Raw genomic sequence first — 20,785 nt, 5'->3', positions numbered from 1 at the left:
TCTCGAACTGTGTCATAGGTTCTGACAATACTTCGCCGTGTAGTGGGTCATGCTCAGAGCTTGACCGTCAACCACCCCATCACGCGGGTACCGAGAAGGTCTCCCAACGGATGTTCTCGATGGGTGTCGTTCAGGGCATTGAAGACGGAGAGTGCTAGTTCCGCTTCGCGCATAGTGTCGCCCGTCTGTTGCCGCCAGAGGACGTATCCCAATCGAAGGTTCAACAAGTGATAGGCTGGGACTCCTTGCTGCGGAAGGTTGGTGCCTGGTGGAAAAAACGGAGCCAGGTTTGTGAAGGGTTCAGCCAAGGGATATGAAGCCATCCCCACATGGTGGTAAAGCGCCTCACCCTTGAAGGATTCCCATGTGACACGGAGTCCGGCATTCACCTTATGGTGAGGGAAACCTCGCTCAGTGACCCCACCGGATCGTTGCATGGACCCTTGGTAAGCATAATTGGCAAAGCCTGAAAGCCAGGAGGTCATCAAGACTTCAACCCCGACTTCGCCGCCATACATGTCAGCTGAGTTGGCATTGATGGGGATTGCTGGGTTGAATGGATTATTCGTGGGATTGCGAAAGATGATCAGATCCCTAATTTGGTTGAAAAACCCAGTCACTCTCGTGCGCAGACGGTGCTCCCACCACCAACCCTGATAGCCCGCTTCATAAGATACGACTTTTTCCGGGTTCACACTGCTTGACCCTAACGTGACACTTGACGAGGGTGGCAGCCCCGGAAGCGTCACGGTGATGATGCTGTGTTGGCCGACCTCGAAGGTTGTTGGGGGGCGATAGGCAACAGAACCAGAGAATCGGATCATGTGGTTGGGATGGACATGGTAGATCACGCTACCACGAGGAGACAGCGTAGGCTCGTGAAAGCTATCGAGATCGTACCGGACTCCGGTATTCACCTCTAGGGAAGGAAGCAGTAGCCACGATCCTTGGGTATAGAGCCCAAGGCGATTCTCGATTGTGCGCGTGTCAAGAATGTTCCAAGAAGCGACGATATGCCGAAAGTTCGTGCCGAGGGTTAACTTGAGCGGCGCAAGTGGATTGAATTGATATCGTGTTTCTACATCATAGGTATTGAACGAGCCGGTTCCAGCTGTTTGCCCAGTTTTGTCAGTTACGGCAAATAGCGGAGTTAACGGTGGAAATATATCAGAGGATGGAGTTTTGAAAGACTGGCTATTCCACCAGCCACGAAGGAGGAGACCGTTCCGTTCAAAACTGAGCAGGGAGTGAGCTTGAGATATATGGTCGGCAGTCGTACTGATATCGGTCACAAATGAGTTATAGGGGTTCGCTCGACTGAGGCCTGCTTCGGCTCGTATCTGCCCCTGATTGGGTAGTTGATATTCTGCCATGCCGCCGATTCGTTGACTATTGAGTGCTGGTGCATTTGAGTCTGACCACCGCTGATTCTGTTCATGGCCGGCGGATATACGGTACCCCCAATTCCCGGTGATTCCTGAGAGGGGGCTCCGGAAATTCGGACAGTATGGTAAGTGGTAGCCTGGCTTCACCGACGCCACCGAGAGGTGGCGACACAAAGGAGCGAGGCAATGAAACGCACGAGACGGAATCACGGAGCCACCTTCAAAGCGCAGGTGGCGTTGGCCGCAGTTAAAGGGGACAAGACGCTGGCCGAATTGGCTGAACAATTCAGCGTCCACCCCACTCAAATCACCGAATGGAAGCAACAATTGTTGGCGCGAGCCGCAGACGTGTTCGGCGGAACGAAGGCTTCCTCAGAGACACCGGATCTCAAGACCTTGCATGCGAAGATCGGGCAACTGGCGTTGGAGAATGATTTTTTAGAAGGGGCGCTCACCAAGGCGGGCTTGCGGAGCGCAAAGCGATGATCGACCGGACTCACACGTTACCGGTGGTGCGGCAATGCCAACTGCTGAAGCTGGCTCGCTCGACCGCTTATTACCAGCCGACGCCGGTCTCCGAGACGACGCTGGTGTTGATGCGGCGGCTCGATGAGCTGCATCTGCAGTATCCCTTTGCTGGGGCGCGGATGCTGCGCAATCTCCTCAGGCAAGAGGGCCGGGCCGTTGGTCGGCGCCAGGTGGCCACCCTGATGCGTCGCATGGGGATTGAGGCCCTGTATCAAAAACCACATCTCAGTCGGCGACATCCGGCCCAGCAGGTTTATCCCTATCTCCTGCGCGACCTGGGGATCTTACGCCCCAATCAGGTCTGGGCCGCCGATATCACCTATATTCCAATGCGCCGGGGCTTTGTGTATCTTTTCGCAGTGCTCGACTGGGCGAGTCGCCGGGTGCTGGCCTGGCGGCTCTCCAATACGTTGACGACGGACTTCTGTCTCGACGCCGTGCGGGAAGCGATCACGCAGTATGGCTGCCCCGAGATTTTCAACACCGACCAAGGGTGCCAGTTCACCAGCCAGGAATTCACGGGACTCTTGAAAGACCAGGGGATTCAGATCAGCATGGACGGCAAAGGCTGCTGGCGGGATAACGTGTTCGTGGAGCGACTCTGGAAAAGCATCAAGTATGAGGAGGTCTATTTACATGCGTATGACACCATCAGCACGGCCCATCAAGGGCTGGAGCACTATCTGATGTTTTACAACCAGACCCGACCGCATCAGGCGCTTGATGGCCAGACGCCTGACCAGGTTTATTATGACAATCTGACGACACGGCAGACCGCCGCGTAGTCAGCATTCCGCCAGGCGCCACTTAAGAACTGGCAGAAACTGTCCAACCAACCGGAGCCACCTCTCTGCATGGACTCCGGTGGTGAGAACTGTTCCCAACCCACCGCCTGCCACTTGTAGTGTGGTTCCTTTCATCTCTTCAGGAGATTTCGTGATGATGCTCACGACGCCATCGAATGCATTGAAGCCGTACGAAGCCGACGCGGGCCCCTTCAGGACTTCGATCCTTTTGATTTCAGTCAATGCTATGGGAAGGGATTTCCATAAGACGGTTCCTGATTGATCGATATAGACGGAGCGGCCGTCTACAAGGAGAAGGAGTTTATTGGCCAGTAATTGATTGTTTCCACGCACGCTGACGTTGAAATCGACCGCGTTCATCTGCATGATTTCCATGCCTGGAACTTGCCGCAGCAACGTCGGAATGTCGGTCGCTCCTGAGTTTTTAATATCTTCATCAGTGATCGCGTACACATCGGAGGGAGCTTGTGAAATCGGTTGCTCGTATCGGCTGGCGACGCTGACGGTTTCTTCTTTGAGATAGAGGGTCTCCTCTTGGAGCTGGTGGTCAATAGCTGAAGATGCTCTAGGGATTGTGAGCGACGGCTCAGCCCAGCACAAGAATGGGATGCTTACTCCAGCGAGCGTGATCGCGAGTATGCAACCTTGTCTCACGTCGATCATTTCCATCCAGGCCTTGCTGTGTCAGTCAGTGCAAGGGGATCTTTTACCACAAGGCTCATTACAACCACGGGGGAAATTCATTCGGATGGTCGCGCGGCCTGAGCTGATCGCGGTGTGATGCTCGTCGGTGCATCTATTTCGATACTGAATCGAAATAGATGCAATATCTTGTAGATCTGTAATGGAGATATGAACGTAGTGAACATCGAGCCCAGCAAGCGCAGAAGTGCAATCGCGCCGTTCGCTGTATACGGTGGGTGTTTCTGTCATTTGCTGGAAGGATCGGTAGGACAATGCTGAGCTGATGAGTGTGCGGTGGGCCCGCATCTGACGCGGTATACCATTTGCATCCTTACGTAGAGACATTCAAGCGGCTGATGGATGTCTATGTTGGGTGGAGATTATTCAGGGCTTCTCTACTTCTCGGGTCGGGGCCTGACTGGATTGCCTGGTCCAGTGATGTACCTCCTTGGGAGGTTCCGACTTGGCAGGCGAGTCCGGTGGTGATTCCTCCCTGGGTCACCGCCGGGCGTTGCCCTGAATCCGCGTGAACGATACGATGTGGTGGAAGGAGGGATAGTAATGCGAGTGTGTTGGTTGACGGACAGGGCGCACTGGCCATCAAACGGAGGGAGTCGAGCTGTGACGGTAAAACACCTGGTGAAGTATGCGCTGGTGGTCTGCGGCGTGGTGCTGGTCGCCCAGGCCTATGATCAAGCTGAGAATCATTGATAGGCTTTCACGATCTGGTCGAGTGAGACAGTTTCATGATATTCGCGGCGTTTCCTGATGGCCGCAAAGTCGTGCTCGATGGGGTTGAGGTCCTGGGAATACGGGGAGAAAAACGGTAGTGTGGCGCCAGTGTGCTCGATCAGGTGCACCGTTTCGGGTGATTTGTGACAGGCTGCGCGGTGTCCATGATGACCAGGTGCTGGCGGGCCAGACGCGGACATCGCCTCGCGTTGAGCCAGGGGTTGAACCTCTCGGTCTCGCAGGTGCCTTCGAAGAGAAAGGGTTCTTCAAACTGGGGTCCGATACGGGCGGTGATCAATGAGGTGCGAGGGCGTCGGTGTTCGAAGATCCGGTCATCCACGTGCTGGCACTTGGGCGCATATCCGTAGCGGCGTGTGACGGAAGGGAAGAAGCCGCACGCATCAATATGCACAAGCTGGAGGCCACGACGACGATACCGCTCACGAAGACGCAGAAAGCTTCGTCGTTGCTATGGGCTACGCTCTTTGTAGCCGGTCGTTGTTTTTCAGGGTCCATCCCATCTTGTGGAGCGCGTTCCCGATACACGCTCGCTTCGCCCACCTTAAACCGCCGAGCTGCCTCTGTCTGGCCTCCACCACCCGTTGGCGCAAATCTTCTGAGCATCTCATGCACACATGCTTGCTCAGACGCTCACCCCGTGTCCATCAGTAACTATGAGCCTAGCTATAAGTCCGCCATCGGCGTTCTCGTATCCCTGTGAAACTGCTGAAGCATATCTCGTGAAGCGTTCATCGAGTGGGCTTGGAGCGTCGTGCAAGCAGGCTCAGAGCCTCACCGTCAGCCATCCCATCACGCGGGTACCGAGAATGTCTCCCAACGGATGTTCTCGATGGGTGTCATTGAGCGCGTTGAAGACCGAAATCGCCAGCTCGGCTTCTCGTACATGGTCGCCTGATTGTTGTCGCCAGAGGAGATACCCCAATCGAACATTCAGCAAGTTGTAGCTGCGGACATCCTCTCCAGGCGACACGGTTCCCGTTGGGAAGAAGCGTGCGAGATTGGTAAATGCATCGGCCAAGGGATAAGACGCAGCCCCCACATGGTGGTAGATGATTTCTCCCTTGAACTGGGGCCAATTCACGCGGAGTCCGGCATTCACTTTATGATGAGGAAAGCCTCGCCGACTGAACCCACTCGAGGATTGGCCAACTTCCTGGTACGCATAATTGGCAAATCCTGAGAGCCAAGAAGTCAGCAGGACTTCAGCACTTACTTCTCCTCCGTACACATCGGCTACGCCTCCATTCATCGGATGAGCGCCGTTCAAAGGGTTACCTGTCGGGTTTCGAAAGACAATGAGATCAGAAATGTGGTTATAGAACCCGGTGACTCTGGTTCGCAGCCGATGGTCCCACCACCAGCCCTGGTAACTAACTTCATGGGAAGCGATTTGTTCAGGTCTCACGTCACTTGATCCTTGTATGGGGGTGGTCACGGGTGACAATCCGGGAAGCATGACCGGGTTCAGGGCGCTGATGTTGACGTCATTCGTCGTCGGTGGACGATGGGCGAGGGAACTGGATAATCGAAGTGCGTGGTTCAAGTTCAGATGGTAGACCAATGCCCCACGAGGTGACAGGGTAGGGGTGATGAAGGTATCAAGGTCGTAACGCAGACCGGCACTTAACTCCAGGGAGGGCCACAGTTGCCAATCTCCTTGGGCATAGAGTCCTAAGCGATCCTCCGGTATCCGGCTGCTCAGCATATTCGACGAACTAATGATGTGACGGTAATTGGCGCCGATATTCACGTGGAGTGCTTCAAACGGCCGAAATCGATACCGAGTTTCGATGTCATAGGTGCTCAGAGAGAATTCCTGATTTGTTCTGCCGAAGCGGTCCGTGACGCCGAGCAGGGGGGCTAGCAGTGGGTGGATGAGAGCATTGGCTTCCGAGAACAACCCATTCCACCAGCCTCGAACCAGTAAGCCATTCTGTTCATAACTGACAAGCGCATAGCTCTGGGAAAAACTATTCTCTCCAGTCGAAATGGAATTTAGGATGCCGTTGTAAGGGTTGGATCTAGCGAGCCCTGCCTCAGCCCTGATCTTTCCATCACCTGATAGGTGATATTCTGTCACACCACCGATTCGTTGGCCATTGAGGGCTGGTGCGTCGTGGTTTGACCAGCGTTGTGTTTGCTCGTGTCCAGCTGATAAACGATATCCCCATTTGCCTGAGGTTCCTGCGTGGATGGCGTTGGTGAGTAGGGTGCCGATCTCGCCACCTGCTACCTGTAGGGTGGTTCCTCTCATCTCTTCAGGAGACTTCGTGATGATATTCACGACACCATCGAAGGCATTGAAGCCGTAAACGGCGGATGCCGGCCCCTTGAGAACTTCAATCCTCTTAATTTCTATCAGGGCCACGGGGAGTTGCTTCCAAAAAACAATTCCGGCTTGGTCCACATAGATGGAACGGCCATCGACCTGGACTAAGAGCTTATTCGCTGAAATCTGATTATTCCCCCGCACGCTGACATTGAAATCCACGGCATTGGTTTGCATGACTTCCATCCCCGGCACCCGACGGAGCAATGTGGGGACGTCCGTAGCTCCGGAACTCCGAATATCTTCGTCGGTGATCACATAGACATCGGAAGGAGCTCGAGAGATCGGTTGTTCGTACCGGCTGGCGATACTGACGGTTTCTTCCTTGAGATAGAGCGCTTCGTCTTGAAGTTGCTGCTCGACCACTGAAGATGCTCGGGGAATTGGTGGGGAAGGTTGGGCCCAGCTGTGGGACAGTCCAAGAAACCAACACCCTGCCAGCGGGATGAGGCTGTGCCATGGCACACTCAGAGACCAGCGGAAGAATTTTTTGTCAGATTGAATGTGCGCTCGTAATCCGAACATATGCTGTTAGGTGCGGGTCTACGCGTCGGCTTATACAGGAGACGCAATGCTGTTCGAAAGGGATTTGTTGTCTGAGGCGATCCGTGTGCGATGTGAATCTAATTAGATACTGAATCCTTTTGTAGACAGTTTCCGCCAGTCAGGGTTCTGTAGACCATCTGTAGGTATCTTTCATGGCATTTCCCGTTGGTTTAGGACTATTCGAAGAGTTACAAGTTGAGGTGTGGAATATGCTTTATGGCTACAAATGGTATGGCGCAGCCAAGATATGTTCCGTGGCGAGTATGTCGTGGAGTGCCTGTTGCTTTCGACCGATCTGCCACTACAATAGCGTGTGCTCAAGCGAACCGGGAGTGGTCCATGCAAATACGAGTCCTCGTGGTCGATGACGATCAAGACATCTTACAGGCGCTCCAGAAACGCTTGATCTGGATGGGGCATGAGGTGCTGACGGCCGAAGACGGCGAGCAGGCACTCAAGCTGTCGGTCGAGGATCAGCCTGATCTGATGCTCTTGGATATTGAGCTGCCAGGTATGAGTGGATTGGATGTGTTGAAGCAGCTGGCCGAGAGACGAGCGAATGTTCCGCCGCAGTTCACACCGGAGGTCGTCGTGATTACCGCCTTCGGAACGATCGATCGCGCGGTCGAGGCCATCCGGTTGGGGGCCTGTGATTTTCTAACGAAGCCGTTTGAGCCGGATCATCTTTCTGCGGTGATTGAAAAGGCTAGGGGGCAGATGGCCCTCACCAGACAAATTGGACTTCTGCAAGCCGAAGTTGCGGGGCGATATGAACATGTGATTGGGCAAAGTCCTCGGATGGTTGAGCTCCTTGATACGGCACGGCGAGCAGCCGGTGCCTCGGCCACTGTGCTTCTGTTGGGTGAAACCGGAACAGGGAAGGAAGTCATGGCTCGGGCGTTGCACCGGTGGAGCCCACGTGTCTCGAAGCCCTTTGTCGTCGTGAATTGTGCGGCATTGCCCGAGAGTCTGTTGGAAAACGAGTTGTTTGGTCATGAAAAAGGAGCCTACACCGGAGCGGTGAAACGCGAGCCAGGGAAAATTGAATCGGCAGAAGGCGGCACCGTATTCCTTGATGAGATCGGAGACATGCCGGCCGGACTACAGACTCGACTGCTCCGCCTCCTCCAAGATCAGGAGTTCTATCGGGTCGGCGGGACGCAGCCGATTCGTACGGATGTACGGTTTATTGCGGCAACAAACAAGGATCTCAAGGATGCGATTCAGGACGGAGTATTTCGAGAAGACCTCTTCTATCGGTTGAACGTGATTTCTCTCACGGTCCCTCCCTTGCGGAAACGACTGGATGATTTGGGCGCATTGGTTAAACATTTTATCCGACTTCATGGAGCGAAGGTGGCGCATCGCTCGTTCAGCGTGAGCTCGGACGCGCTCGAGGTGATGCAGGGGTATCACTGGCCTGGCAATGTGCGGGAGTTGGAGAATGTGTTGATCAGAGCCATTACCCTCTCCTCTGATGACTGTATTGAACCGGAGCATCTTGGGATCATGATACCTCGGAGGTTGCCGGTGGACGTGACGTTTTCTGATGACGAGACGCTGAATTACCATGCAGTGATGGAGGGATACAGCCGCAAAGTCCTTGAAGAAGCATTACGACGTGCAGGATGGAACCAGACAAAGGCCGCTGAGATGCTGGGACTCCAGCGCACCTATCTTACGAGGTTGCTGAGGCAACGTGGGGTCTCGGTCAAGCCTCCGCCCTCCTAACCGGATGCTCAAGATGGCGTGCGTGAATCGTGAAGTGCATCTCATTTCGGAGTTAAGACACCTCACGAAATACGTTTCACGTACGACGTTTTAGGAGGTGCGAGGGGATCCGCGTAGGTGAGTCGTGCTGGTGTCGTTGTCTGCAACGTGAAGTAAAAGCAGCTGCCCAGGCCCGGCGCTCTCTCCACTGCGAGTCGACTCTGATGCAGTTCGACTAACAGCTTGGCAATGGCCAGGCCGAGCCCTGTTCCCTTGGTCTTCTTATGTGCTGTGGGTGCACGATAGAACGGCTGAAAGACTTTGTCCACGTCGTCCGGCGCGATGCCTGGCCCAACATCGTGGATGGAGATCTGAACGTTGTCGTGGGATAGTCTTGTGACATTGAGATTCACAACGGTATCCATCGGTGAGAATTTGACCGCGTTATGCAAAAGATTGAGGAGAATCTGCCTGAGTTTTTCAGGGTCAGCCGAAACCGGAGGCAGATCAGTTGGGAGCGAGATGACGATCTTCACGGCACGTTCTGACGTGAAGGGATGAAGGTCCTCCACAGTTTTGGCGATCAGGTTCCCAAGCTCAACAGATCCTAAGCGTAGAATCGCTTGCCCCAGCTCAATTTGAGAGAGATCCAGCAATTCCTCAATGAGACCACGAAGTCGCGAGAGATTGGCTTCCACGCGCAACAGCGATCCTCGCTGATCGGCGGTGACTGCGCCATCAATTCCATCCCGTAAGTTGGCAAGGTTGACCGTCATCGAGGTGAGTGGGGTGCGAAGCTCGTGCGAGGCGGTGGAGACAAAAATCGATTTACGACGGTCTAGTTCTTGGAGCTTGGCGTTCGCAGCCGCCAGTTCCTGGGTACGGACCTTGACCCGCTCCTCTAAGGTCTGGGCGAGCTCGCGCAACTCATACTCGCGCGTCTGCAATGTCGACGCCATAGAGTTGAAGACCCGTGTCAGGGTTCCAATTTCATCACGTGCATGTATTGTAATGGTTGGTGCCGTCTCTCCGGCGCCAAGTTTCATGGCTGCGGCCGTCAGTGCTTGGAGGGGGACCGTCATACGGCTTGCCAGCAGTACAACGATACAGACGCCACCGATCAGTGTACTCTCCGTAATGAGAATGGCCTGCCAGAGCAATCGGCGTAGGTTCTGTTGAAGTTCAGATGTGGACAGGCCGATTTCCACCTTCGAGGAAGACCCTGACGTGAGGTGCGGTATCTCCTCTGGCATCCCGGGGCGTTCCTTAAGTGTGAGTTCAAGGGCGGGATCCCGTTGGTTGGTGTGAGATTGATGAGGAACTTCGACCAGCAGGTCGTAAAATATCGGGAGTTCATACCCTCCTAAGAGATTGAGCAATTCAGAAGGTGAAAAATTAAGGCTTGAACGAAGCACGGGGCCGTTCCTGCTCAGCCATATTCCATTGACGATTGACTCGCCCGTCTCAGCCTTGGGCAGGGAGACCAGTTTCGTGACGGAGAATTGCCGTCGGTTTGTTGAAGGAGCCGAAAACTGTTGCTGCCATTCGCCTTTTCCATAACCGGTGTGGAGGTCGCCGCTCGGGGAGAGGATGGCGACATAAGCAACCGGATTGACCGCGAGAATCTCCTGCGCGAGTTGATCAAGACGATGAATGTCGCCGGCGAGGATGCTCACACGCCCCATACCAGCCAGGTGATGTGCGAGCAATGTTCCGCTCTGTACGAGACTCTCGCTTGCTGATTGTACTTGTTGTCGGAAAAAGAGGCATCCCAGAAGGAGACAGGCTACGATGAGAATTGCTGCCGTGCTGAGGACGAGCTTTGTTCTGACGCCGATTGAGATGCCTAAGCCGAAGGATTGCTCGTACGCCATGCCGGGAATCCGCTACGAATGATTGTCCATGACCCCAGGTCTGATACGTTGGCTAAGGAATCAAATCTGAGTGGTCTGATTTTCGAGCTATCGGTCCGGTTCCACTGAAGATGTGGCGGGCGACACGGACCACGTCCGGTGCGAGTCTCAGGCCAAGATATTCAGCGGTATTCAGGTTCAGTGCCAATTGAGGATACTCGGGCTCGTGAAGAGGGCCGAGTGGTTTCGTGGGATCATCGAGCTGTGTGCGTGCCAGCCGGGCTGCTTGTTGTCCCACGGCCCAAGGGTCGACGACGAGTGCTCCAAGCGCCCCTTGCTGAACCAAGGTCGAGGAAAAGGTAAACAGGGCGATTTTTGCGTCGATGGTTGATTCTAAGAGGAATGGGATCGATGATTCCGAAATGACTGTTTGATCTTGAAGCAGCCACAAGGCGTCGATCTTTGGAAGAAGTGTCCGAACGGCAGGCGCGAGGTCCTCCTGGCTACGGACAGCCACCGGCACGAGTTCGAATCCACTCTGTTTCGCGAGACGATGCGCCTGTCGAACGAAGTCGCCACTCTGCGCTTCATCATAGAGCATGCCGATCCGCCGTCGATCTGGCATGATAGAACGAATGGCCGTAAGCTGCGTTGCCGCTGAGGTCCTGACGGTAATACCGGTCATGTTGGAAGTGGGCAGTCCATGACTTTCAGGATTCAGGACCATACAAAAGATGACCGGTGTGTCGAAAATCTCCAATTTTGCGGCCATGGCCGCCTTGAGGCCCACCGCAAATACCAGGGTAGGCGGTGAGGCTCGCAAGGCTCGGCCGATCTCACGCCCTTGTGTGAGTTGACCGCCGATATTGTATTCACGGACCTGCATGGGTGAAGGAAGCCCGGCCCGAAAGCCCAGGACTGCTTGCTCGTAGTAGGGGAGATCGGATGACTTGAGAATGGCGATCTCTCCCGCACTCACGACAGAGATCGGGCTCAGGAGCAAGGCACAGACGATCAACCACCAGCAGTATCGTACGCGGAAGACTGGCTGCAGATATGAAGGTGTTGATTTCATCGCAGATATTCTCTTCGGTATCGTTATGCTCTCAAGTCTCAGTACAGGTTGCAAGAGGCAAGATCCCCTAGGAGGAGTCCAAATAGATCTAATAATCAAGCAAGTTTTGGACCATGGGTTCAGCCTTAGAAATGGAAAATTCGTCGCTAGAAGTCAATCAGGCACCATCAGTCTCACTCTTTTAAGACAATTTCCCTCTCCCTGTGTCTCTGATTGAAACCAGCTGGCATATTCTTCTTATAGTTTCACCGTGAGCCATCCCAGGACCTTGGTGCCTAGCAGGTCGCCCAAGGGATGCTCTCGGTGGGTGTCGTTGAGGGCATTGAATACAGACACCGCGATCTCGGCCTCGCGTAGGTATTCAATCGAAGAGTTTTCCCAAAGCAGATATCCAAATCGTAGGTTGACCAGGTTATAGCCCGGGATGGCTCCTTGTGGGAGAACCGTTCCGGTTGGAAAGAAGGGAGCCAGATTGGTCAGTAGGTCGGTGAGAGGATAAGCTGCGCTACTCGTGTGGTGGTACAGTAGCTCGCCCGTGAACTGGTTCCATTTCCCACGGAGGCCGGCGTTCACCTTGTGATGAGAAAAGCCGCGTCGACTGATTCCACTGAAGGTTTGCCCAATATCTTGATAAGCGTAATTGGCAAATCCTGAGAGCCAAGACGTGATCAGGACTTCGACGCCAGCTTCGCCTCCGTATAGATCGGCGATGCCTCCATTCATGGGAGAGGCTGGGATCAAAGGGTTCCCTGTCGGGTTCTGAACGGCGATCAGGTTAGAGATATGGTTGAAATATCCGGTTACTCGGGTTCGTAGCCGATGTTGCCACCACCAGCCTTGATAGCCCAACTCATAGGACACAATCTGTTCAGGTCTTATGTTACTAGTTCCTAGAATACTGGTTGTGGTTGGAGGAAATCCGGGCAGCATCAGCACAGTGTTGATGTGTTGGGCGACATCGATGATTGTGGAGTGGCGATAGGCTATAGAGGTAGAGAGCCGGAGCGTATGATTGGGATGCACATGGTAGATGACCGCTGCTCGAGGCGAGAGAGTAGGTTCATCATGGGAGTTAAGGTCGTATCGAAGCCCGGCGCTCAGCTCCAGAGAGGGTAGCACCTGCCAGTCTCCTTGGGCATAGAGCCCCAGACGATTTTCAGTGGTCCGAGATTTGAGATAGCTCCAAGATGCGGCGATATGGCGAAAATTTGTTCCAATGTTGAGCTTGAGTGGCTCAAGCGGTTTGAATTGATATCGTGTTTCCATGTCATAGGTGTTGAACGACGCATCGCTTGCACCTTGCCCAAATCTGTCGGTTATCGACAGCAGCGGAGTCAATGGTGGGAATACCGTGTTGGGCTGATTGTTGAAAAAGAAACCATTCCACCAACCGCGGATCAGTAAACCGTTCTGTTCATAGCTGAGTAAGCCATGAGCCGACGAGGTATGAGTATCTGAAGAGCCGGCTTCTGTGAGAAACCCATTATAGGGGTTCGATCGACCGAGGCTCGCTTCACCGCGAAATCGTCCCTGGTTTGGGAGGTGATGTTCCACCATGCCAGCGATGCGCTGACGGTTGAGCGCCGGTGAGTTTCGATCTGACCATCGCTGGGTTTGCTCATGTTCGCCTGATACGCGGTAACTCCAATTTCCTCCAGTGCCTGCATAGATGCCGTTTGTCAGAATCGTTCCTTGGCCACCACCTGCTACTTGTAAGGTGGTTCCACGCATCTCCTCCGGAGATTTCGTAATGATATTCACCACGCCATCAAAGGCATTGAATCCATAGACCGCCGAAGCGGGCCCCTTGAGGACTTCGATGCGTTTAATTTCCGTGAGTGCAACTGGGAGAGATTTCCATAACACCTGGCCAGATTGGTCGATGTAAATGGACCTGCCATCGACTAGGATCAGGAGTTTATTGGCAAGTAATTGATTGTTCCCACGCACACTGACATTAAAGTCGACGGCATTTGTCTGCATGACCTCAAGGCCTGGAATCTGTCGGAGCAGCGTAGGAACGTCGGTGGCTCCGGAGTGCTTGATATCTTCGTCTGTTATGACGTAGACGTCGGAAGGGGCACGGGAAATCGGCTGCTCATATCGACTGGCAATGCTGACGGTTTCTTCTTTCAGGTAGAGGGCCTCTTCACGGAACTGACGTTCTGTCGATGACGACGCCCTGGCGAGAGGGAGCAAGGAGTCAGCCCAACTACAGAGCGGATGTGACAACCACCAAACGACACCCACAATGATTTGTCCAATTATCAGAATCCGCCGACCGGGTACGTCAGTGTGAATTCTATGATGGGTCAGTACGCGCAGCATCTCACCTGAGCTGGTAGAAGAAAACGGTCGAGGTATGCGGTAGATGAATGTACGGCAGGGCTGAACGTGTATCAATACTTTGGAATAGTTAGTATTTGCTTGCCGTAACGGTGAGGCATTCTGAGTTCCTGGCTGAAGAAGGCATGAGGCAAGAAGGATAGCGATGTGGCAGCTGGCTTCTTCGCTGTGTATCCAATTCGATGCAGTATTGGATTAGATACTATTTGGGCGAGATAGTTCGCTGTGGCTTCTTTATCGTTGGACTTAGGCTGACTCCATCGAATACCGGTTTAGCAACTGAACCTCTAAGGCAGAGGTTCGGCTAGTGCCTACTCTATGAATGTGGGTGGATTTTTAGGGAATTATCCTGCGAGTTTTTCGAAACAGTAGACGCTCAGATCGCGGTGAGCATGTCTTGGTCCATCGGCGCCAAGGCCGTGCGCAGCGCGTTGACCAGCAGGCGGTACCGTTCTTCTGCCCAGATATTGAAGGCCTCCGCGTCGGAAAACACGAGATCCCAGGCCTTAGCCGCATCGAATAGCACAAGCTGTTTGGGCTTTGCGTGTCCTTGGAACAGGACTACTAGGACGGCCGAGTTTCCGGTCAAACTGATATCGGTGAAGAGGTGGACGATGGCGGTTGAAGAAAGCGTGACGTCACGCGAGGCGGCCTCAACGATCGGTTGGTAGAGGCGTTGCAGGAATTGCCTGGTCATTTCATGAGGGGTAGCCGGGGTCAAGAGATGGGGGTTGGGTTTTTCTCCAAAGAGGTTTTCCGTGAGGTAAGTGGCCGCTTCCCAGGTTGGCATGGTGCCTGAGGTCACCAGCGCTTCGCAGAGGTAGGCGAGCCAGTTTCGACTACGGGGGCGCTTACGAACGACCGTCAACTTTTTTGCCATCATCGACCATCCTTCAAGATATACGATCGGGTTATCAAGACTGTAACCAGGGACCGGTGAGTAAAAAAGTATATCGGCAGTTCCTAGGGCGGTCAACGAATTGCAGCGAATCGTACACACGGTCGCTTGCGGGAGGCGCTTATGCGTCAGAACGCGGTGTAGGGTCGGTGCGATCAGCGTACTGATCATGGATGCGAGTGAGTTCGTCTGTGGATGCGATAAAGGTGTCGAGGAGCTCCGGGTCGAAGTGCGCGCTCCGGTGTTTGCGCATGAGGTCGATCGCGTGCCCGAGCTCAAATGCCGGCTTATAGACCCGTTGAGTCGTGAGTGCGTCAAAGGCATCGGCGATGGCGGCAATGCGACCCTCAATGGGAATAGTCTCGCCCTTCAGCCGTCGCGGATATCCTGTCCCATCAAAACGCTCATGGTGGGTGTACGCGATCATCGCTGCGACTTTGAGTAGTTCGGCATCAGACCCGCTCAGAATCCGATAACCGATCTCTGCATGTTGTGCGATCACTCCAAACTCTTCTTCAGTGAACTTGCCGGGTTTCAACAGTACATGATCCGGTGTGCCGATTTTGCCGATGTCATGCATCGGACTGGCGGTACGGATCAAATCGCATCGTTCTGGCGAGAGGCCGGCTTTGCTGGCCAGCAGTTCACAATAGTGGCTCATACGTTGCACATGCTGGGCCGTCGCGTTGTCGCGGAACTCGGCGGCGATGGCCAAGCGCTGTATCGTTTCCTCGCGAGACAAGCGCAGTTCTTTTTCCGTGCGCTCGAGCCACTCCAAGGCTTGCTGGAGTGCCAGCGTTCTGGTCCTGACGATATCCTCGAGGTTTTCCCGATGATAGCGGTTTTCCAACTCGAGGCGGCGTCTCCGCAGCGCGTTGGCGACGTCGATCAAGACTTCGTTGGATTCAAACGGCTTGACGATGTATCCAAAGGCGCCCACGTCGAGAGCAGCATTGGCTAGGACAGAGCTATCAAGGCCGGTCACCATAATGGCAGCCGTATGTGGATGTGCAATGAGTGTATGGCGGACGAGGTCCATACCGGATTCGCCGGGCATATTGACATCACAGAGCATCAAGGCATAGGGCTGGGTGGCCAACTTCTGTCGGGCTTCTCGCGCATCAGCCGCACTCTCGACTGTGTAGCCATGGGATTGCAGGAGATAGGCGAGCAGACGGCGGATCGGCTCCTCGTCGTCGACGACGAGAATGAGGCGATTATCGAGCAGAGCGTGGTGTGTTGTCTGGTCCAGGAGGACTGTCATGGATCGGGTCTTACTGGTTTCGTAGGGTTTGAGGATTGCCGTGTTAATTCCCTATCGGTGTATTTGCTGCCAACTTAAATGATCGGCAGGGGGGACTAGTACGAAAGGCACATTTTGTGCCGAAAGCTTTGGGCCTATCGCCACCCAGATTGTTCCGTTCAGTCTGTTTTTTGATGGTCGTGCAATTGAAGACTCAACGAATTTGGATTGATGCGTACTCTAGCATTGTACTCAGTCTGTAGAATGCTTCTGCTTCTACGTCAAGCGATTGTACAGAATTCACCAATTTTATCGGATGGTTTTGACCAACTTGCCTGAATCTCATGCTCGAGAGGAAGGGGAAGATGAAGATGGTTTGCGCTTTCGCAGGGGCTTCACTATAATCCGGTCCCTATCTTGACGAAGGGACAAGGCATGAGTGCAATTTCAGGGGTGGTACGGTTCGATGGGCGTCGGCGGGACCAGATTCGCCCGGTCAAAGTGACGCGGAACTTTACCAAGCATGCGGAAGGATCGGTTCTAATCGAAATGGGAGACACCAAGGTGATCTGTACCGCCTCGGTGGAGGAGAAGGTCCCCCCATTTCTCAAAGGAAAAGGCAGCGGCTGGGTGACGGCGGAATATGCGATGTTGCCGCGCGCGACGCATGAGCGATCGCCTCGAGAGGCTGTGAAGGGGAAGCAAGGCGGCCGAACGCTTGAAATTCAGCGTTTGGTCGGGCGGGCGCTTCGGTCCGTCACCGATTTGTCTCAACTGGGTGAACGGTCTATTTGGATCGACTGCGATGTGATTCAAGCCGACGGTGGAACCAGGACGGCCTCGATTACCGGAGCATTTCTTGCGCTGGCCGATGCCTGCACGGTCCTGAAGAAAAAAGAACTCATCAAGAAGTTGCCGTTGACGGATTACTTGGCAGCCATTAGTGTTGGGAAAGTCGGTGGAGAAGTGATGGTCGATCTCGCCTACAGCGAGGACTCCATGGCGGAAGTGGACATGAACGTGGTGATGACCGGTCGTGGGCGGTATGTCGAGGTGCAGGGCACCGCAGAACGGACGCCGTTTGCGAAACAGGATATGGATGAATTTTTGGCACTGAGCTGGCAAGCCATTCAGCGGCTCACGACCATTCAGCAAGAGTTGATTGGTGCCATTGACTAGGGAATCAGTAAAAGAGCTTGTTCTCGCCACCCGGAACCTTGATAAAGGACGAGAGCTTGCGGCGTTGCTCGAAGGGCTGGGAATCCACATTCGCACGCTGGCGGAGTTTCCTGCTGTGCCGGAAGTGGAAGAGGATGGTGAGACCTGCGAAGCCAATGCCATCAAGAAAGCCAGGGAAGTGGCTCGTTCAACCGGTCTTCCGTCCGTGGCCGATGACACAGGCCTGGAGGTCGATGCACTCGGAGGCCGACCTGGTGTGTTTGCAGCTCGCTATGCGGGAGAACATGCTACCTACGAGGACAACTGTCGGAAACTGTTACGCGAGCTTGAGGGTGTGTCGAAGCAGGCACGGCATGCCAGATTTCTCACGGTTGCCGCGATAGCTTTCCCAGGTGGCGACATTCATGTTACTCAGGGGAGTCTCGAAGGTGCCATCGCGGAGCACCCAATCGGAGACCGAGGGTTTGGATATGATCCGGTGTTTCTGGTCCCGGAATATGGAAAATCGCTCGCCCAGTTGACGATTGAGGAGAAGAATTGTATTAGTCATCGGGCCAAAGCATTTGCCCAGGTGCGAGCCTGGTTGAAACAACGGTCATGAAGCGTCAGTTGTGCTGAACGGGGCCTATGCTACTAAGGCACGAGAATGGCTGATCGAAAATGAGATCCCATACATGACAAGTCTGTCGGGGCGTAGCGCAGCCCGGTAGCGCGCCTGCTTTGGGAGCAGGATGTCGGAGGTTCAAATCCTCTCGCCCCGACCAAATTGCATCTCGTGCGTACCTCGTATTGTGCATCGGCTTATCGTAACTGTTGCACGCGGATGAACCCATCCTGTGTTTCCCTTCCTCATCTAACAACCCGCACGTTCTGTGGGAAATTGTTTCTTTGGTATGGGCAGCTTCTCTGGTCCCCCCCCCCCAAGCCACATCTACAGGCCCTCTAGTTTTGACGGTCTCTCTTTCAAGAATTGATGAATTCAATCGACGTACGTGAATTAGGAAGTGCAAGCTCGTCCTTCGACTCTGCTCAGGACGGTGAGCTTGTAGAACCGGCTCGTGTGGGGTTGTTTACGTACGTTTCTTGACCTCTCTGCTTCGTTCAAGGTCGAGCCTGAGTAGGTTCTACGGTCCTTGAGGTCCTGAGTTCTTTGACAAGTTCAGCACAGGCTAGTCGATGGGAGACGACTCGTCACGAACGATGTGGCGAGGGGCACTGTTCTAAGGCAAGGATGTGCTGAACGATTCATTGCGGAGACCTGCCGTTGTTATTGAAGGACGTACAACACCACAGCAATCAGGAACATCGCCAGTATCAGGCCGGTGATCTAGATGGTTACTCACAGTGCTAAGATCGTGAGATCATTCCTCATCTGTTTTATTCTTTTCTGATGACCGAGTCCCGTCATGCTATCTGATGTCATGTTTCCCCTCTGTGTGAAGAAGCCATACGTGTAAAGCCACTGAAGCGCCTTCCCGTTATTCACCGATGGCAGGGGCATCACGCCCAGGGCTGTTCACTGTTGGGAACAGTACGGCATCGGCAGAAGATTGTTGGAGCATGACTTGCGCCAAGATGTATTGCGGGAGAAGAGCGGCGATTCTAATGTGCTAGAGGTAGGGTGGCGCCATTGCGTTCGTGAGATTCTGGATCAGGAAAGATTCTGTCATGGATCTGAATTGATACAGATGTGAATGAGAGCGTAGAAGAGCGGACGAGTCATGGTAGCGACAAGCCGGCCTTCGATCAGCCTCTGGCGGTGCTGAGAGGTGGTGACGTGCTACAGCGGAGTATGGTGTTTTCTACCAGTGTGCTGTTACGTGCAGGCAGTGTATCTCCTGAAGCGCCGTTCGCTTCCCAGTCGCACAACAAAGGAGGAGAGAGCGGCTGCGCCGGACGGCCATTCTGAGCATCCAGGGGACTCTGGGGAGCGAATTCAAGACGGTCCGCTATGGTGTCTGCCAGCGACCGTGTTTCACTGCTGGCTAATCCGCCGAAAATGAAGAGGGTGGTTTTGCGGGGATCTGTTTCTGCCTGAGGAGTTTGGTCAAGTAGGTTCGCTGGAGTCCTAACTCTGTTGCCGCTTTGGTTTGATTCCAGCCATTTCTCCTGAGGGCATTTTCAATGAGTGTTTGGCTATAGGCGTCCATACTCTCGTGATAAGAGAAGAACACGATGTCGGAGGATGGTTGCTGATTCAACGAGGATGAAGCGTCCGTCTCGAGTGGTAGGGTCATTAAGGAGAGATGTTCCGGGCCGATTGTGTCACCAGGACAGAGGACGAGGGCACGGGTGAGGACGTTCTCGAGTTCACGTACGTTTCCAGGCCAGGAATACGTGTGCAACAGCTCCAAGGCCGAGTCGCTGAGCGTACAGCGCCGATTGAGTCCAAGTTTTCCAGGTTGTGTGAGGAAATGGTCGGCAAGCGCCGGTAGATCATCTAGACGATCGCGTAGAGGGGGTAAGTTGAGGGAAATCACCGCAAGACGGAAATACAAATCCTCTCGGAATGTGCCTTGGCGAATTGCCTGCTGGAGATTCTTGTTGGTTGCTGCGATGAACCTCACGTCAGCCCGCACTTCCTGCGTGCCTCCGACTCGGTAGAATCTTCGGTCGTTCAGCACTCGGAGGAGGTGGCTTTGCATGGTGAGTGGCATGTCTCCGATTTCGTCGAGAAACAAGGTGCCTCCCTCGGCGATTTCAATTTTCCCCGGTTCTCGTTTGATGGCTCCGGTGAAAGCACCCTTTTCGTGGCCGAATAGCTCATTTTCCAACAAGTTTTCAGGGAACGCCGCGCAATTCACTGCGACGAAGGGTTTGCTGGATCGCGGGCTCCACCGATGGATCGCCCGTGCGACGACCTCTTTCCCTGTGCCCGTTTCACCGAGTAATAGGACTGTGACGGGTGAAGAGGCCGCCTGCTTGGCGACAGCGAGCTGCGCAGCCATGTGAGCATTGTTGGTGATTGCCGGCTGGAACTGATTTTCAACCTCCTTCCGGAGAGTGGCGACATGGCGGTGAAGTGTCACGGTATCGAGTGCTTTGTTGATGACGACGGTTAAGTGGTCAGAGGTGAATGGCTTGGGGACGAAATCAAATGCACCCAACTGCATGGCTTGCACGGCGCGTTCAATCGTTCCGTACGCGGTCAGCATCACGATGAGTGGAGTCGTATAGGTTGCTGATATTGGATGGGCCTCCTCATCCGGAGAGTCGGTACGTACGGATGTTTGGCTGACATGTTTCAAGACGTCAAGCCCCGATAGTAATGGAAGCTCCAAATCCAACAAGACAAGGTCAGGCTGTTCCTCTTGGATCAATCGGAGCGCCTCCTGCCCATTCGTCGCCGTCACCGGTTCATGACCCATCCATGTGACGCGATTTTCCAGGCTAAGGAGGATATCGTGATCGTCATCGACAATGAGGATTTTCGCACGCATCAGTGGAGAC

14 protein-coding genes and 1 tRNA gene are annotated in these 20,785 nt (G+C 54.1%); 5 read left to right on the top strand and 10 right to left on the bottom strand.

The features are described from left to right. Window positions 1–53: 53 nt before the first annotated feature. Window positions 54–1,532, bottom strand: coding sequence for a TonB-dependent receptor plug domain-containing protein (locus COMA1_RS14260; RefSeq protein ID WP_281176262.1), 1,479 nt, complete (start codon window positions 1,530–1,532; stop codon window positions 54–56). Window positions 1,533–1,571: 39 nt separating this feature from the next. Between COMA1_RS14260 and COMA1_RS14255 the strand changes: the two genes are divergently transcribed. Next, window positions 1,572–2,698, top strand: a protein-coding gene (locus COMA1_RS14255; RefSeq protein ID WP_407921320.1) for an IS3 family transposase whose coding sequence is annotated in 2 segments (ribosomal slippage) — window positions 1,572–1,818 and window positions 1,818–2,698 — 1,128 coding nt in all. Because the reading frame shifts where the segments join, the coding sequence is not laid out codon by codon here. Here COMA1_RS14255 and COMA1_RS14250 read toward each other — a convergent pair. From COMA1_RS14250 to COMA1_RS14235, 3 genes are all read right to left on the bottom strand, one after another. Next, window positions 2,699–3,382, bottom strand: coding sequence for a TonB-dependent receptor plug domain-containing protein (locus COMA1_RS14250; protein WP_090749805.1), 684 nt, complete (start codon window positions 3,380–3,382; stop codon window positions 2,699–2,701). A gap of 871 nt (window positions 3,383–4,253) precedes the next feature. After that, window positions 4,254–4,547: a transposase gene (locus tag COMA1_RS22225; RefSeq protein ID WP_407921321.1), complete on the bottom strand. Its 294-nt coding sequence runs from the start codon at window positions 4,545–4,547 to the stop codon at window positions 4,254–4,256. Window positions 4,548–4,919: 372 nt separating this feature from the next. Then, the gene (locus tag COMA1_RS14235; RefSeq protein WP_176698075.1) at window positions 4,920–6,851 is read right to left on the bottom strand and encodes a TonB-dependent receptor plug domain-containing protein; all 1,932 of its coding nucleotides are present in this window, start codon (window positions 6,849–6,851) and stop codon (window positions 4,920–4,922) included. Window positions 6,852–7,370: 519 nt separating this feature from the next. Between COMA1_RS14235 and COMA1_RS14230 the strand changes: the two genes are divergently transcribed. Then, the gene (locus COMA1_RS14230; RefSeq protein WP_090749641.1) at window positions 7,371–8,762 is read left to right on the top strand and encodes a sigma-54-dependent transcriptional regulator; all 1,392 of its coding nucleotides are present in this window, start codon (window positions 7,371–7,373) and stop codon (window positions 8,760–8,762) included. Window positions 8,763–8,824: 62 nt separating this feature from the next. Here the strand turns inward: COMA1_RS14230 and COMA1_RS14225 are convergent, their stop codons facing one another. From COMA1_RS14225 to COMA1_RS14205, 5 genes are all read right to left on the bottom strand, one after another. After that, the gene (locus COMA1_RS14225) at window positions 8,825–10,615 is read right to left on the bottom strand and encodes a HAMP domain-containing sensor histidine kinase (protein ID WP_090749639.1); all 1,791 of its coding nucleotides are present in this window, start codon (window positions 10,613–10,615) and stop codon (window positions 8,825–8,827) included. A gap of 52 nt (window positions 10,616–10,667) precedes the next feature. Beyond that, on the bottom strand, window positions 10,668–11,669 hold the full coding sequence (locus COMA1_RS14220; protein WP_090749636.1) for an ABC transporter substrate-binding protein: 1,002 nt from the start codon (window positions 11,667–11,669) through the stop codon (window positions 10,668–10,670). A 237-nt stretch (window positions 11,670–11,906) separates the two neighbouring features. Beyond that, window positions 11,907–13,919 carry a TonB-dependent receptor plug domain-containing protein gene (locus COMA1_RS14215; protein WP_176698074.1) on the bottom strand — a complete coding sequence of 671 codons (2,013 nt, stop codon included), beginning with the start codon at window positions 13,917–13,919 and terminating at the stop codon, window positions 11,907–11,909. Window positions 13,920–14,391: 472 nt separating this feature from the next. Further along, a complete protein-coding gene (locus tag COMA1_RS14210) occupies window positions 14,392–14,898 on the bottom strand; it encodes a hypothetical protein (protein ID WP_090749632.1) in 507 nt (168 codons plus the stop codon). Window positions 14,899–15,034: 136 nt separating this feature from the next. Further along, the gene (locus COMA1_RS14205; RefSeq protein ID WP_090749630.1) at window positions 15,035–16,177 is read right to left on the bottom strand and encodes an HD domain-containing phosphohydrolase; all 1,143 of its coding nucleotides are present in this window, start codon (window positions 16,175–16,177) and stop codon (window positions 15,035–15,037) included. Window positions 16,178–16,609: 432 nt separating this feature from the next. Between COMA1_RS14205 and rph the strand changes: the two genes are divergently transcribed. The 3 genes from rph (at window position 16,610) to COMA1_RS14190 (ending at window position 18,099) form a co-directional block, all read left to right on the top strand. After that, on the top strand, window positions 16,610–17,335 hold the full coding sequence (gene rph / locus COMA1_RS14200) for a ribonuclease PH (protein ID WP_090749801.1): 726 nt from the start codon (window positions 16,610–16,612) through the stop codon (window positions 17,333–17,335). Next, window positions 17,322–17,936: an XTP/dITP diphosphatase gene (locus COMA1_RS14195; protein WP_245631103.1), complete on the top strand. Its 615-nt coding sequence runs from the start codon at window positions 17,322–17,324 to the stop codon at window positions 17,934–17,936. Before rph ends, COMA1_RS14195 begins: the two co-directional genes overlap by 14 nt. A gap of 86 nt (window positions 17,937–18,022) precedes the next feature. After that, window positions 18,023–18,099 (top strand) — tRNA-Pro (locus tag COMA1_RS14190). A 1,221-nt stretch (window positions 18,100–19,320) separates the two neighbouring features. Here the strand turns inward: COMA1_RS14190 and COMA1_RS14185 are convergent. After that, window positions 19,321–20,775, bottom strand: a complete 1,455-nt coding sequence (locus tag COMA1_RS14185; RefSeq protein ID WP_090749628.1) for a sigma-54-dependent transcriptional regulator — start codon at window positions 20,773–20,775, stop codon at window positions 19,321–19,323. Between the last annotated feature and the right edge of the window lie 10 nt (window positions 20,776–20,785).

Origin of the sequence: Candidatus Nitrospira nitrosa (assembly GCF_001458735.1) — a bacterium.
Lineage (GTDB): Bacteria > Nitrospirota > Nitrospiria > Nitrospirales > Nitrospiraceae > Nitrospira_D > Nitrospira_D nitrosa.
This window is presented reverse-complemented; position numbering and strand designations above follow the sequence as displayed.

Coding starts and splice junctions, on each gene's coding strand:
- COMA1_RS14250 (WP_090749805.1), bottom strand. CDS start 3,382: ATGATCGACGTGAGACAAGGTTGCATACTCGCGATCACGCTCGCTGGA.
- COMA1_RS14230 (WP_090749641.1), top strand. CDS start 7,371: ATGCAAATACGAGTCCTCGTGGTCGATGACGATCAAGACATCTTACAG.
- COMA1_RS14225 (WP_090749639.1), bottom strand. CDS start 10,615: ATGGCGTACGAGCAATCCTTCGGCTTAGGCATCTCAATCGGCGTCAGA.
- COMA1_RS14220 (WP_090749636.1), bottom strand. CDS start 11,669: ATGAAATCAACACCTTCATATCTGCAGCCAGTCTTCCGCGTACGATAC.
- COMA1_RS14210 (WP_090749632.1), bottom strand. CDS start 14,898: ATGATGGCAAAAAAGTTGACGGTCGTTCGTAAGCGCCCCCGTAGTCGA.
- COMA1_RS14205 (WP_090749630.1), bottom strand. CDS start 16,177: ATGACAGTCCTCCTGGACCAGACAACACACCACGCTCTGCTCGATAAT.
- COMA1_RS14185 (WP_090749628.1), bottom strand. CDS start 20,775: ATGCGTGCGAAAATCCTCATTGTCGATGACGATCACGATATCCTCCTT.